Annotated in this window: 15 protein-coding genes and 2 tRNA genes; 4 read left to right on the top strand and 13 right to left on the bottom strand. The window is 65.6% G+C overall.

The genetic code is table 11. The features are described 5' to 3' along the window. Positions 1–33: 33 nt before the first annotated feature. Both RM532_RS09290 and RM532_RS09285 read right to left on the bottom strand, forming a co-directional pair. Positions 34–909: a phosphoribulokinase gene (locus RM532_RS09290; RefSeq protein WP_311653032.1), complete on the bottom strand. Its 876-nt coding sequence runs from the start codon at positions 907–909 to the stop codon at positions 34–36. A gap of 8 nt (positions 910–917) precedes the next feature. Further along, on the bottom strand, positions 918–1952 hold the full coding sequence (locus RM532_RS09285; RefSeq protein ID WP_311653030.1) for a class 1 fructose-bisphosphatase: 1035 nt from the start codon (positions 1950–1952) through the stop codon (positions 918–920). Positions 1953–2084: 132 nt separating this feature from the next. On the opposite strand from RM532_RS09285, the gene RM532_RS09280 reads away from it, so the two are divergent. Continuing rightward, on the top strand, positions 2085–2999 hold the full coding sequence (locus RM532_RS09280) for a LysR family transcriptional regulator (protein ID WP_311653028.1): 915 nt from the start codon (positions 2085–2087) through the stop codon (positions 2997–2999). A 42-nt stretch (positions 3000–3041) separates the two neighbouring features. Here RM532_RS09280 and RM532_RS09275 read toward each other — a convergent pair whose 3' ends face one another. From RM532_RS09275 to RM532_RS09260, 4 genes are all read right to left on the bottom strand, one after another. After that, entirely contained in the window at positions 3042–3482 is a 441-nt protein-coding gene (locus tag RM532_RS09275; protein ID WP_311653026.1) for a protein tyrosine phosphatase family protein, read from the bottom strand. Positions 3483–3517: 35 nt separating this feature from the next. Continuing rightward, entirely contained in the window at positions 3518–4237 is a 720-nt protein-coding gene (gene dnaQ, locus RM532_RS09270) for a DNA polymerase III subunit epsilon (protein ID WP_311653024.1), read from the bottom strand. Between the two features lie 84 nt (positions 4238–4321). Then, on the bottom strand, positions 4322–4762 hold the full coding sequence (gene rnhA, locus RM532_RS09265; protein WP_311653021.1) for a ribonuclease HI: 441 nt from the start codon (positions 4760–4762) through the stop codon (positions 4322–4324). After that, positions 4759–5508 (bottom strand): class I SAM-dependent methyltransferase, encoded by a 750-nt coding sequence (locus tag RM532_RS09260; RefSeq protein WP_311653019.1) that lies wholly within the window; start codon positions 5506–5508, stop codon positions 4759–4761. Before RM532_RS09260 ends, rnhA begins: the two co-directional genes overlap by 4 nt. Before the next feature lie 37 nt (positions 5509–5545). Between RM532_RS09260 and gloB the strand changes: the two genes are divergently transcribed. Genes gloB through RM532_RS09245 form a run of 3 tightly spaced genes read left to right on the top strand, consistent with a single transcriptional unit; the run spans position 5546 to position 8756 of the window. Further along, the gene (gene gloB, locus RM532_RS09255) at positions 5546–6316 is read left to right on the top strand and encodes a hydroxyacylglutathione hydrolase (RefSeq protein WP_349255295.1); all 771 of its coding nucleotides are present in this window, start codon (positions 5546–5548) and stop codon (positions 6314–6316) included. 25 nt (positions 6317–6341) lie between these two features. Beyond that, the gene (locus RM532_RS09250; protein WP_311653016.1) at positions 6342–7919 is read left to right on the top strand and encodes a LysM peptidoglycan-binding domain-containing protein; all 1578 of its coding nucleotides are present in this window, start codon (positions 6342–6344) and stop codon (positions 7917–7919) included. Positions 7920–7961: 42 nt separating this feature from the next. Then, on the top strand, positions 7962–8756 hold the full coding sequence (locus RM532_RS09245; protein ID WP_311653014.1) for an enoyl-ACP reductase FabI: 795 nt from the start codon (positions 7962–7964) through the stop codon (positions 8754–8756). 22 nt (positions 8757–8778) lie between these two features. Here RM532_RS09245 and RM532_RS09240 read toward each other — a convergent pair whose 3' ends face one another. From RM532_RS09240 to RM532_RS09210, 7 genes are all read right to left on the bottom strand, one after another. Next, a complete protein-coding gene (locus tag RM532_RS09240; RefSeq protein WP_311653012.1) occupies positions 8779–9492 on the bottom strand; it encodes an LrgB family protein in 714 nt (237 codons plus the stop codon). A gap of 4 nt (positions 9493–9496) precedes the next feature. Continuing rightward, on the bottom strand, positions 9497–9838 hold the full coding sequence (locus RM532_RS09235; RefSeq protein ID WP_311653010.1) for a CidA/LrgA family protein: 342 nt from the start codon (positions 9836–9838) through the stop codon (positions 9497–9499). A gap of 8 nt (positions 9839–9846) precedes the next feature. Beyond that, a complete protein-coding gene (locus RM532_RS09230; protein ID WP_311653008.1) occupies positions 9847–11271 on the bottom strand; it encodes a sodium/glutamate symporter in 1425 nt (474 codons plus the stop codon). Beyond that, positions 11271–13187: a SurA N-terminal domain-containing protein gene (locus RM532_RS09225; protein WP_311653006.1), complete on the bottom strand. Its 1917-nt coding sequence runs from the start codon at positions 13185–13187 to the stop codon at positions 11271–11273. The genes RM532_RS09230 and RM532_RS09225 overlap by 1 nt, the downstream gene beginning before the upstream one ends. A gap of 126 nt (positions 13188–13313) precedes the next feature. Beyond that, positions 13314–13390, bottom strand: a tRNA-Asp gene (locus RM532_RS09220). Positions 13391–13396: 6 nt separating this feature from the next. Beyond that, a tRNA-Val gene (locus RM532_RS09215) sits at positions 13397–13472 on the bottom strand. Between the two features lie 41 nt (positions 13473–13513). Continuing rightward, positions 13514–13786, bottom strand: a complete 273-nt coding sequence (locus tag RM532_RS09210; RefSeq protein ID WP_311653004.1) for an HU family DNA-binding protein — start codon at positions 13784–13786, stop codon at positions 13514–13516. Positions 13787–13979 lie beyond the last annotated feature (193 nt).

The raw sequence follows: 13979 nt of genomic DNA, 5'->3' as shown, positions 1-13979 counted from the left end.
TCTGCATCCATGCGCCGGATGGACCGTGCTCATTCAGAGCATGCGGCGGCGGGTTTCCACCAGACGCATGATCATGGGCGTGAGAATCAGCTGCATGGCCAGATCCATCTTGCCGCCCGGAATCACGATGGAGTTGGGCCGCGACATCCAGCTGCCGTGCAGCATGCTTTGCAGGTAGTTGAAGTCGATGCCGCGCGGATTGCGGAAACGGATCACCACCATCGATTCATCGGGCGTGGGAATCCAGCGGGCGATGAAAGGATTGGACGTATCCACCGTGGGCACGCGCTGGAAGTTGATATCGGTTTCCGAGAACTGCGGGCAGATGTAGCGTACGTAATCGGGCATGCGCCGCAGAATGGTGTCGGTGATCGTCTCGGTGGTATGGCCGCGGGCCTCGCGGTCTCGGTGCAGCTTCTGTGTCCACTCGAGGTTGATTACCGGCACCACGCCGATCTTGAGGTCTGCATGGCGGGCCACGTCGACGCCCTCGGTGACCACCGCGCCATGCAGCCCCTCGTAGAACAGTAGGTCGGCGTTGTCGGGGAAGTCCTCCCATTCGGTGAAGGTGCCCCGCGGCGCGGCGTACATCTCTTCTTCCTCGGCATTGTGGATGTAATGCCGCGTGTAGCCGGTGCCGTTCTCGGCGAATTGCCGGAACACCGTCTCCAGGTCCTCCAGCAGGTTGGCTTCGGGACTGAAATGGCTGAAATGGTCGTTGCCAGCAGCCTCAGCATCGGCGGTGGCCTGCTTCATGTCGGCGCGGTTGTGGCGATGGAAGGCATCACCTTCGATGAACGCGGCATTGACCTTCTCGCGCCGGAAGATGTTCTCGAAGGTCTGCTTGACCGAGCTGGTGCCCGAGCCGGATGAACCGGTGATGGAGATGATCGGATGCAGGGCAGACATGGAACCTCCTAGACCCGCAGAAGCCCGCGGTGCGAGAACAACGGCGACCGGGTAAAATCGTGGCTGGGGTCGGTGTGATAACGCGCCACCCGCTCGACCTTGTCGGCGGAACCGAACACCAGCGGCGTGCGCTGATGCAGGTTGCGCGGCTTGATATCCAGAATCCGGTTGACGGTGTCGGTGGCCGCGCCGGCGGCTTCCTCGAACACCAGCGCCATCGGATTGGCTTCATACAGCAGCCGCAGCCGCCCCTGCTGATAGCCACGACGCTGATCGCCCGGATACAGGAAGATGCCGCCGCGCACGAGAATCCGGTAGGCATCGGCCACCATCGAGGCAATCCAGCGCATGTTGAAATTGGCGCCCAGCGGGCCGTCCTCGCCGGCCAGGCAGTCGTCGATGTAGGTTCGCACGCACTCGTCCCAGTGGCGATAGTTGGAGGCGTTGATGGCGTACTCGGTACGCGCGGGGTGAATCCGCACATCCTGCTGCGCCAGCCGGAACTCGCCCCGAGCCGGGTCCAGCGTAAAGATATGAGTGCCCTTTCGCACCGTCATGACCAGCGATACCTGGGGCCCGTAGATGATGAAGCCGGCACCCAGCTGTTCGCGGCCCGGCACCAGAAACGAGGCTTCGCCGTCGGTGCCCGGGCGAGCCGGCAGGATCGAAAAGATGGTGCCGATGGACACGTTGGTGTCGATATTGGACGAACCGTCGAGCGGGTCCAGGGCCACGGCCAGCGGCGCATCGGCATCCAGCGTAACCGTGCTGTCGGATTCCTCGGAGGCCACCAGCGCCACCGGTGCCCGGCGCAGGGCCTCGGTGAAGGTGTCGTGGGCGATTACATCCAGCGCCTTCTGCTCGTCGCCGTCGGCATTTTGATTGCCCCGGGCGTCGCCCATCCGCCCGGCGAGCGTGCCCAGCTGAATGGTGGCGGCAATCTCGCGCGATGCGCCGGCCATGACCGCTACCACCTGGTCGACGGCGGGGTCATCGGCCCCGCTGGTCTCCAGAAACGCCTGCAGAGTCATCGGTTCCGGCATGCCGAACCTCCTCTATCGGGGCCGTTCATGGTGCGGCCCTCGTGGTCGAACCCGCAAACCCTAGCGAGGGGTTTTGGTTAAATCCAGTTTAATCTATTTGACAGTTCGCCAAATTTTATTTGTGATAGCGCCATGCGCGGCCTGACCCTCAAGCAATTCAGCGGCATCGAGGCCATCGCCCGCCACGGCCGCATCACCGGCGCCGCCGCGGAACTCCATGTGACCCCGGCGGCGCTGACCGCCCGGCTGCGCCAGCTCGAGGATACCCTGGGGCTGGTGCTGTTCGATCGGACCCGCCAGGGCCTGAAACTCACCGAGGCCGGTCAGACCACGCTGCTGGCCGCCGAACAGGTGCGCGCTACTCTCACCGAATGCACCGATCGCCTGGCCAGCCTGCGGGGCGTGGCCAGCGGCCGGGTACGCATCGCGGTGGTTTCCACCGCCAAGTATTTTGCGCCCTATGCCATTGCCGCTTTCGGACGCCGGCATCCCGGACTCGACATGCAGCTGCACGTGGGCAACCGCGAAGAAACCATTGCCCGGCTGGCCGATTACTCGGCCGACATCGCGGTGATGGGCCGGCCAGCCCGGGATTTCCCCGTCGAACACCTGGTCATCGGCGACCATCCGCTGGTGCTGGTGGCCGCCCCCGGTCATTCGCTGGCAGATCACCGGAATCTGCCGGTGGGACAGCTAGGTGACGAGACCTTCCTGGTACGCGAACCCGGCTCCGGGACGCGCACCGTATTCGAAACCCTGGCCCGCCGTATGCCGCGTCAGCCTGCCATCGGCATGGAGATCGCCAGCAACGAAACCATCAAGCAGGCGGTGATGGCCGGGCTGGGCATCGCCCTGCTGTCGGCCCACGCGGTGGGCGCCGAGATCGCCGACGGTCGGCTGGTAATCCTGCCGGTCGAGGACCTGCCGATCCGCCGTCAGTGGTACGCGGTACGCCGAGCGGACCGCCATGCCACTCCGGCGATGGCGGCGTTCTGGGCGTTTATCGACGAGCAGCGGGACGCGTTGCTGCCACAGATGGTGGTTTAAGACCTCGCAGGCAACCCCCGCCGCGCCCAGCCCTGATGCGAGTCAGACCCCCAGCAGCTTTGCCACCGCGGGCTCCATCTTGGTCAACCCGTGGGACCGGCCCAGGGCAAGCGCCGCGTCCGGTGCCTGGCCCTTGAGCCAGCCTGCGCGCAGGGCAAATAGCGCCCCCACCCGGTTGCCGCTGGCGCAATGGACCAGCGCGGATTCGTCACCCACCTCACCCATGACCTCGTCGAACCGGCGCACATTGGCGTCGTTGAGATCGTCCGGGCCGGCAATCGGCAGGTGGTGATAGATCAGCCCGATGGCCGCCACCGCCTCGGCTTCGTTGAAATCCGGGGTTTCCGCATCAGGCCGCAGATTTACCACGTGGCGCACTCCGGCGTCGCGGGCCGCGACCAGAGCCGCTTCGTCCACCATACCGCCGCAGTAGCAGTTGTCGGCAGGCTGTGCCAGATTGGGTATGCGATCGTTCAGAGACATGGCTATTAGTCACTCCATCGTGCGGAATTCAGGGTTCAGGCGCGATCCAGCGAGTGCCAGAGACAGCGATCACCGCTGGCCTCGGACAGGCGCTGGAGATATTCGTCATGCGCCGTTCGTTCCTCGTCGGAGGCCGCCACCACCCGCGGCCGGTTCGGCGCCGCGGCAAGGATGGCCGCTACGTCCGCATGGTGCTGGTGGCTCTGCTCGGCGTTTTCAACCGCGAAACTGATCGCGGTCTGGCCGCCACTCATGAACAGATACACGTCCGCAAGCAGTTCCGCGTCCAGCAGTGCGCCGTGGCGCTCGCGGGCCGAGTCGTCCACCCCGTAGCGCTTGCACAGAGCATCCAGGCTGTTGCGCTGCCCCGGATGCAGACGCCGGGCCTCCACCAGGGTATCCAATACGCTTACCTGTGACTGCAGGCCCGGAAACTCCGGCTGCAGGCGGCGGAACTCGGCATCCAGGAAGCCGAGATCGAACGGGGCGTTGTGGATCACCAGTTCGGCGTCGCCCAGATAGGCCTGAAGCTCGTCGGCAATCGCCGCGAACCGGGGCTTGTCGGCGAGAAACTCATTGGTGATGCCATGGACCTCGATGGCCCCCTGCTCCACCGTCCGTTCCGGATTGACGTAGAGATGCAGGTTATTGCCGGTGGCGCGGCGATGAACGAGTTCGACACAACCGATCTCGATGATTCGGTGATCGCTCGGCTCCAGGCCGGTGGTTTCGGTATCCAGGACGATCTGACGCATGCGGCTCAGCAACAACAAGCTTCCGTTGAAAGCATGCGCAGGGAGATGCGTATTGGCAAGCGGGCAACCATCCCGGCCGCCGTCTCAGCCATTCGGCAATTCGTCGATGCCGCGATTGGCCAGCGCATCCGCTGCCTCGTTGCCGGGGTCCCCGGCATGGCCCTTGACCCAGTGCCAGGCTACCTCATGCGTCTGATTGAGTGCGTCCAGCTGCTGCCACAGATCGGCATTCTTCACCTGCTTACGATCCGCAGTGCGCCAGCCGTTCTTCTGCCAGCGCGGCAGCCAGTCGGTAATCCCTTGGCGCACGTAATTGGAGTCGGTATAAAGCTGCACCCGGCAGGGCTGACGCAGCGACTCCAGCGCCCGGATCGCGGCCAGCAATTCCATCCGGTTGTTGGTGGTATGCGCGTCGCCACCGAAAAGTTCCCGCCGGTGATCACCGTACACCAGCAATGCCCCCCAGCCACCCGGCCCGGGATTGCCGCGGCAGGCACCATCGGTATGGATAACCACGTCCTTCATGCCGCATCCCGATGCGAATTACCGGCACGCGCCGTGGGTTCGGGCATGCCCCGGCCCGCCAGTGCAGGCCGGCGGACGCGCCAGCGGTTGGATATCGGTCGCAGCGGGATCACCCGCTTGCGCGCAGTCACCAGATATGCCGGCGCCAGTGCCGAAACCAGCCAGTAGGCCGCCGTCGGCGGCAGCGCTATCCCCGAGCGCGGAAGATAGGGAAAGCCGGGTCCGAATCGCCGCATCTCGGTGATCTCGAAATCGAGCAGTTGCAACCAGTCGCGGACCCGTCCGAGAGCGACCAGCCGCCCGATGGCGGGATAGCCGCTGCCACGCCGCCGCAACCGCTGCCCCAGCGCCCAGGGGCCGAAGGGGTTGAAACCCAGCAGCACCACCTGGCCCCGATCGGACAGCACCCGGTTGACCTCGCGCAACAGTCGATGCGGATCGGGCGTGAGTTCCAGGCTGTGGGGCATCACCACGGCATCGAGACTGCCGCTGGCCAGCGGCAGGGTATGGCCGTCAAAACGAATGTCCGCGGGGGTATCGGGCTGGCTGTCGGCGACCCAGCGGCACAGCATCGGACAACTCTCCAGGACATCACCGGGCACGCCCCAGCGTCCGATCTGCAGAATGCGATAACCCGGTACGCGACGCAGGCAGGCCTGCAGCCGCTCGGCCTCAAGGGCAATCAGGTTCTGGAAGCGGCCGGCATCCAGCCAGGATCGGATGCTCGCCAGCGTCGTGTGTCGCAATTGATTTTACCTCGGCCGGTTGGCAACATCCCGAGTCATGCTAAACGTGTTCGCAATCCCGGCCCTGGCCGACAATTATATATGGGCCATCGCTGATGGCGACAGCCGCCAGGCGGTAATCGTGGATCCCGGCGAAGCCAACCCGGCGCGCGCCTGGCTGGCCGAACAGGGTCTCACCATGGCCGCCATCCTGATCACGCATCATCACCCCGATCATACCGCGGGGGTGGCCGCGCTGATCGACGAGGCTGAAGTACCCGTCTACGGCCCGGAAGAAGCCACCCGCGCCTGCACGATTACCCGACAGGTGAGTGATGGCGATCGCGTCAGCATCGACGAACTGGGCATCACGCTTGATGTGCTGGCAGTTCCGGGCCATACACTCGGCCATATCGTCTATACCGGCCATGGTTGGCTGTTCAGCGGCGATGCCCTTTTCCGCGGCGGCTGCGGTCGTCTGTTCGAGGGGGATGCGGGCATGATGCGTCCCGGGCTGGCACGCCTGCGGGAGCTGCCCGGCGACACCCAGGTATTCGGCGGTCACGAATACACGGTGAAGAATCTCACCTTCGCGGCGATGGTAGAACCGGACAACACCACCGCGCTCGGTGCTCTGGAGCAGGCTCGTGCCGACCGCGAACAGGATCGTCCGACGCTTCCTTCCACCCTGGCCGATGAACGGGCGATCAACCCCTTCATGCGCTGGGATCAACCCGATGTGATCGCCGCGGCGCAGGCGCGCGATCCCTCGGCCACCGGGCCTGACGCGGTATTCGCCGCGATTCGCGCCTGGAAAGACAGCGCCTGACGGTGCCGTCTTCCCGAACTCATTGATGACAACCCACGGCTGCACCCCGGTGCGACTCGCGGCACTCGGGCTGATGCTGCTGTCGCTTGTGCTCTCCGGATGCGCCTCCCGCCCGGCGCCCCCGGTCGTCAGCGTCACCCCCGAACCCATGGGACCGCCCGCCCCGGCGATCCGGCCAGTCGTCTACGACGATATCTGGGCGCGTATCCGTGAAGGCATGTCCCTGGGCGGGTATGAGCAGCGCCCCGAGGTCCGCGCATGGACCCAGTTCTACGCCGCCCGTACCCGGCACATCGAGGAGGCGGCGCAACGTGCCACCCCCTTCATCTGGCACATTGCCGAGGCGGTCGAGAGGCACGACATGCCCCTGGAAATCGCCCTGTTGCCGATCGTTGAAAGCGGCTTCGACCCACGTGCCAATTCGTATTCGAGCGCCGCCGGCCTGTGGCAGTTCATGCCCCTGACCGCCAGCCGCTTCGGATTGGAACGCAACTGGTGGTACGACGGCCGCCGGGATGTACTGTCAGCCACCAGCGCCGCCCTCGATTACCTGGGATTCCTGCACCGTCGGTTCGATGACTGGCTGCTGGCGCTGGCCGCGTATAACGCCGGTGAGGGCCGGGTGGGCCGGGCCGTGGCAAGGGCGGAGGCCGCCGGGCAGCCGGGGGATTTCTGGCACCTGGAACTGCCAGCCGAGACCGACGATTACGTACCCAAGCTGCTTGCGCTGCGGCGCCTGCTGCAGACACCGGGCGCGTTTGATCTGGCCCTGCCGGCGATTCCGGACCGCCCTCTGACCGAGGCGGTTCAGCTCGATGCGCAAATCGACTTCTCGGTCGCGGCCGAGATGATCGACATCCCCACGCAGACACTGGCGGACATCAACCCGGGGTTTCGCCGCTGGGCGACGCATCCGGAGGGCCCCCACCGATTGCTGGTGCCCAGCGAGCGATCCTGGCAGTTTCGCACCGCGCTGGCCCGCACCGATCCGGCACAACTGGTGACCTGGCATCGGCACCAGGTGCAGGCGGGGGAAGTCCTGGGTGGTATCGCAGCCCGTTATGGCACGACCGTCGCTATGATCCGCGAAGCCAACAATATGCGGGATTCGGTGATCCGGCCCGGCGAAGATCTGCGCGTTCCCGCGAAACCGGCGCAACGTTTGCAGACAGCGACAGAATCAGGTGGCTATCAGGTTAGCGGCGGAGACAGCCTCTGGCGCATCGCCCGTGACCGGGGCATGAGCGTGGACCATCTCCGGCACCTAAACGGCCTGTCGGCCAAGGCCGTGCTGCAACCCGGCCAGACACTGCGGCTGCACGACCCGAACGTCACACCGAGACCCGACTGGTCGCTGGTCGGCGCTCATGAGGTGGCGGCCAGCACTCCGCCGACAGAACAGGCCGGGGGCGCGGGTGAAACCCCGACGACCAGGTCCAACGCGGCGATGATCTACTATGATGTGCAACAGGGCGATTCGCTATGGTCGATCGCGCGCAGTTTCGAGGTCACCATCGCGGCGCTGCGGCGCTGGAATCGTCTGGAAGACAACCGGCTGCAGCCGGGCCAGCGCCTGCGCATACGCCTGGCCTCCACCATCTAGATCACGACCGGCCGCGGCGTCGGCTCATGCAGGAACGAATTTATGGGATTTCTCGACGGCAAGAAGGCATTCATCACCGGAGTGGCCAGCAACCGCTCCATCGCCTGGGGCATTGCGCGCGCCATGCATCGTGAAGGCGCGACCCTCGGGTTCTCCTATCAGGGCGAGAAACTCGGCCCCCGCGTGGAGAAACTGGCTGCCGAGCTGGACAGCAATTTCGTGGTGCCGCTGGATGTGTCCAGCGACGACGATATCGACAGCGCCGTGGCGTCCATCGAACAACGCTGGGGCCAGCTCGACATCCTGGTGCATGCCATCGGCTTCGCCCCGCGCGAGGCCCTGTCCGGCAGCTATCTCGACAGCGTTACCCGCGAAGCCTCATCGATTGCCCACGACATCAGCGCCTACAGTTTCGCGGCCCTGGCCCGGGCTGCCCGCCCGCTGCTCAGCGACCAGGCCGCGCTGCTGACCCTGACCTATCTGGGCGCCGAACGTGCTGTACCCGGGTACAACGTGATGGGCCCGGCCAAGGCCAGCCTCGAGGCCAACATGCGCTTCATCGCCGCCGACCTGGGCCATCGCGGCATCCGCGCCAACGCCATTTCCGCCGGCCCGATCAAGACGCTGGCGGCCGCCGGCATCAGCGGTTTCCGCACCATGCTGGGCCACGCGGCCGGCAATAGTCCGCTGGGGCGCAACGTCACCACCGAGGAAGTCGGCAACACCGCGGCGTTTCTGTGTTCCGACCTGGCGTCGGGGATAACCGGGGAAGTAGTCTACGTCGACGCTGGTTATCACATCATGGGCATGAATCCGGCGCACGAAGGCGCTGAATGATGCCGCCACTCCGACCGAGTTCCTAGAAAAACAGCGCGTACACCCAGGGCAGCAACAGGGCCGTCGCCAGCCCGTTGAGGCCGATCGCCAGACCGGCGAAGGCCGCTGCTGCCGCCGATTCCTGTACCGCCCTTGCGGTACCGATGCCGTGAGCGGCCGCCCCCAGGGCCAGACCCCGGGCGTGGGGGTCGCGCACGCGGATCAGATCCAGCAGCGGCGGCCCGACCATCGCCCCGAGAATGCCGGTCACGATCACCAGCACGGCGGTCAGCGATACCAGGCCGCCGCCGTACTCGGCCAGACTCATGGCAATCGGCGTGGTCACGGACTTGGGGGCCAGCGAGGCCAGCACTGCCGGCGTCGCGCCCGCGGCCCAGCCCACCAGCAGCGCACTGGTAATGGCGGTGGCCGACCCGCAGGTCAGCGCCATGGCAATGGCCCCGATCGACTGTCGCACCGCCCGCCACTGACGATAGATGGGCACCGCCAGCGCGACGGTTGCCGGCCCCAGCAGGAAATGCACGAACTGGGCGCCCTCGAAATAGGTCCGGTAATCGGTACCGCTGAGCTTGAGCAGGCCACCGAGCAGCAGCACGGCAATCAGCACCGGATTGCACCAGGTCCGGCGGCCACTGCGCTCGTAAAGCCACAGCCCCGCCTGATAGGCCAGCAGCGTGAACAGCAGCGCGCTGAGCGGACGCGCGGCAAGGTAGACCCAGAGCGATTGCAGATCCATGGCGTCAGTCCCGCTTGCGCATCAGGCGCTGCATGACCCAGCCGGTGACCAGCACGGTGGCCACGGTGCTCACCAGCAATGCGGCGGCAATGGGCTGCCACTGCGCCTGCAGCAACGCGAGGTGGGCCACGACTCCGACGCCGGCCGGCACGAACAGCAGCGCCAGGTGATTCAGCAACCCGTCGGCAACCCGGGCCAGATCCGGGGGCTCCTCGCCCCGCCACAGCAGGAACGCCAGCAGCAGGATCATGCCAATCACCGGTCCCGGGACCGGCAGTCCGGACGCTGTGGCAGCCAGCTCGCCCAGCCACTGACAGAGCAGTAGCATCGTGATCCAGTAAAGCATCGTGCGGGTCAGTCCGCGTCGCGCCGCCCGAAGTATCCGATGCCCAGCACCAGGCTGGCCGCCAGCAGGACCACCATGACCGCGAACAGCGGCCAGGGCCCGAAATGGTAGATCACAGGCAGGGCCAGCCCGGTGATCAGACCACCGCCGAAGAAGGGTTCGAATACCAGTTGCTTGTAACCGAAGGCCTCGTAGGCCGGCGAGCGTCCATCCGGATCGGCAATCTTCATCAGAATCAGCCCGGTGGCGGTCACGCCCATGGACTGCCCTAGATCCCCGATTCCCCGCTCGAACCAGTACTGCGGAATCATCCGCGGGGCGACCCAGATGAACATGCCGATATTCCAGGCCAGCCCCACACTGGCCAGCAACAGGAACGGTCCCAGGTTGGCGGCGATGACACTCAGCGACAGACTGGCAATTGCCGCGGCTATCAGCACATCCAGCGCCAGTCCCTGCAGCCGCAGCATGGTGGCGCGATCCAGCAGGTCACCATAACCGGCGCGATTGAGCCCGATCTGGACCAGTACGCCCCCGATCATCGCCAGCGGGAACAGCGGCACCGCGCCAAGCAGTGCCACGCCGTCCGGTCCGCCCCAGGTGATGGCCTCGATCCAGCGCAGAAGTGACAGCAGCCCGTAGCCGATCAGGATAGCTAGGCCGGCCAGACCGGCGTGCAGGGTCAAGGGTTCGATGGATTCCGGGCGCACTGTCATTTCGCCGGCGTACCGCGGCCGCTCGTGCGCGTCGACCAGCCCGCGGCGTTGCGCCAGCGGCATGGCCGCGACCGAGGCATCGTGTACCTCGGTGTGACCGCGCCGGATGCCCCAGTTCACCAGGATAATGCCCAGCGCCATGCCGCCGACCACGCCCACCGTGGCCATGCCGACCGCGAGATCCGCGCCGTCGCTGAATCCCAGTTCCGCAAACACCGGCTGCAGGCCGGCCGCGGTGCCATGACCGCCTTCGAAGCCGATCTCGATCAGGGCGCCCGCCATCACCGGCAGACCGAATACCGGCACCAGCACGGCGACCGCCAGCAGAATCCCCAGTACGTACTGCCCGGAGGCCAGACTCAGCCCGAAGGCCAGCTGCGGGCCGGCCAGATGCCACACCCGCCGCCAGCGCGGCAGCGGCACGCCGAGCAGGAGCGTGGCAAACACCACATTGATCATCAGTCCCGGGAGGCTCGACCAGACTCCCAGCACGTCGGCCGGAATCAGGCCGTCGGCAAGGGTGTGATCACCACCGAAAATCACGCCCGCGATCCCGCCGAGAATATCCGGGCCGAGCGCCAGGCCGATCGCGCCGCCGAGGATGGAGGCCGGCAGAAACAGGTTCTGACCGGCCCGCCAGTGCAGGCGCACCAGCTTGCCGGCCAGCAGCAGCAGTGCCAGGCCGATCAGTGCGGTACCGACCTGCCCGGGGGTCATCAGTTCAGGCGGTTTTCGTAGATTTCCACATCATAGTCCGCCCGGATCGCTCGGCGCATCACGGCATACTCGAGACCGGCCAGGCGCCCTTCGATGCGGCTGACCAGCGTTCCGCGGGTGGACTCGTCCAGGTTTTCGGGCACTCGCACGCCACTGACCGACACTACCGCTTGACCACCGTTGGCGAGTGAAACCAGCCGGCGAGAGACCTCACCGTCAGCCGGCTGCGGCAAGCTGAAGGCCGCTTCCCGGATGGCGCCGCTGACGGAACTCCCGCCATCGCGCGCGATCCAGCCGGGCGTCACCAGATCGCCGGGCAACTGTTCGGCCAGATCCGCCAGACTTCTGTCACCGCTTTCCAGTTGATCCAGCGCCTCCTGCGCGCGTTCCGCCGCCAGCCTGGCCGCGGCCTCGTCACGGATTCGTTCGCGAATCTGGTCACGGACCTCGGCCAGCGGCAGCCGTGCCGCCGGCTCGTTCTCGGCAACCCGCACCACCACCAGGCGGTCACCCGACAGCGAAATGGGGGTGCTGTTCAGTCCGTCCTTGAGGACCGCATCGGAAAAGGCAGCCTCGACCACCGCCTCGTTGCCGGCCAGCCCGGTTCCGCCGTCCGGCGTCACCCAGCCAGTCGTCTGGATCTCCAGATCCAGTTCTTTGGCAATGGTATCCAGCGACTGCGGGGCCTCGAACGCCAAGGCGTCCAGCTCCTCGCTCAACTGCTTGAAACGTTCCTGGCGCTCCTGCGAACGGTAGAGCGACAACAGTTCGTCCTGAACCTCGGCGTCGTCGAACGGCTTGACCTCGGCCGGATCCACCTCTTCCAGCTTGATCAGGTGCCAGCCGAACTCGGTCTTAACCGGATTGGAGATCGATCCGGGTTCGAGATCGAACAGTGCCTTCTCGAACGGGGCGACCATCGAGCCGCGGGTCACCCAGTCCAGGCTGCCCCCGTCCTCGGCCGTGCCCTGGTCATCCGAATGCTCGCTGGCGAGGTCCGCGAAATCGACGTCGCCCTGTTCCAGCTGGTCGGCCAGTGCCTGGATCTCGGCACGCGCGGCTTCGGCATCGGTGTCGCCATCCTCGCGAATCAGGATGTGCCGTGCCTTGCGACGCTCCGGCGATTTGAAGCGGGCTTCCTTCTCCTGCTCATAGAGCGTGCGCAGGAACTCGTCGTCCGGGGCCTCGGCCACCTCGAGTTCACTGCGATCCAGCGACACGTAGGCCAGTTTCACCCGCTGATCGCGCATGAAGGCATCCGGGTGATCACGGTAGTAGGCCTCGACCTCACCCTCCCCGATGCTGACCTCGTCGCGAAACGCGTCCGGTGAGAACGACAGATAGGACAGCTCGCGTTCCTGATTGCTCAGCCGGTGGGCCTGCTGCACCAGCGGATCGGTCACGAAACCGGTGGCCAGTACCGCCTCGCGCAACTGGCTGGACTGCAGATCGTGACGCAGCCCGGCCTCGAACGCGGCCGCGCTGATGCCGGCCTGCGACAGCAGCGCGCGATAGCGGTCCGGGGAAAAATTGCCATCCACCTGAAAGCGCTCATCCCCGCGCAGCGCCTGTAGCAGACCCTGATCGGTGACACGGAGCCGGTTGTCCTGGGCGTACTGCACCAGCAATTCCTGCTGGATCAGATTCTCCAGGACCGTACGCCGGAAGCGCTTGGGCTCGATCACGTTGTGATCGAAATTCTCGCCCATCAGCTGCTGCAGGCGCTGGTAGCGCTGATCGTAGGCCCGTTGCAGCTCGTACTTGGTGATGTCGGTGCCGCCGACCGTTGCCACCGCGGGATTGGCCGACTGGGTGAAGTAGGACCCCACCCCCCAGACACTGAATACCAGCGCAATCAGGCCGACGATGGCATAGGCGACCGGGCCGCTGGATTTATCACGAATACGTTGCAGCATAACGGTTCACATTCCTGGGAACGCCCCCTGCTGGGGTGGCGTCAAACGAAAAAGGGCGCCCCGTGGTGAAGCGCCCTTTCGGATCGGGCGCACCCTGGCAGAGGCGCCCGTCAACTGATGTCAGGATGGCGGAGCGGACGGGACTCGAACCCGCGACCCCCGGCGTGACAGGCCGGTATTCTAACCAACTGAACTACCGCTCCGCGAAATGGTGGGTGCTGACGGGTTCGAACCGCCGACATTCGCCTTGTAAGGGCGACGCTCTACCAGCTGAGCTAAGCACCCGTGGGTACCGCTCATATGGCGTTGAGCACCCGCGAGGTGCGCTAGTTTACGGCATCCTTGAGCGCCTTGCCAGCCTTGAAACCGGGCGTCTTGCCGGCCGGGATGTTGATGCTCTGCCCGGTCTTGGGATTGCGGCCCTGACGGGCGGCACGGGTGCGTACGGAGAACACGCCAAACCCGACCAGGGAAACCTTGTCTCCCTTCTTGAGCGCGTCGGTAATCGCATCGATGGTGGCGTCGACGGCCTTGGCGGCGTCTGCCTTGGAAAGGTCCGCGTCGGCGGCGACGGCATCGGTGAGTTCTGATTTATTCATGCTTGTCATCCCCTGTCGGTCGGAAGTCGGAAAACGAGAATGTCCACCCCCCGGAAATCTTGAAATGCCGATTCGGCAAATCCGCACACCCGGCGAGACCATAAAAACGGCTCCGCTGGCCTCACCGCTTCGGAGCAGGTGTTAACGCCAGCGACACCGTTTTATACCAAGGCCGTCTCAAGCCGGTCAACCG

This window comes from Spectribacter hydrogenoxidans (assembly GCF_031846275.1).
GTDB classification, from domain to species: domain Bacteria; phylum Pseudomonadota; class Gammaproteobacteria; order Nevskiales; family Salinisphaeraceae; genus Spectribacter; species Spectribacter hydrogenoxidans.
This window is presented reverse-complemented; position numbering and strand designations above follow the sequence as displayed.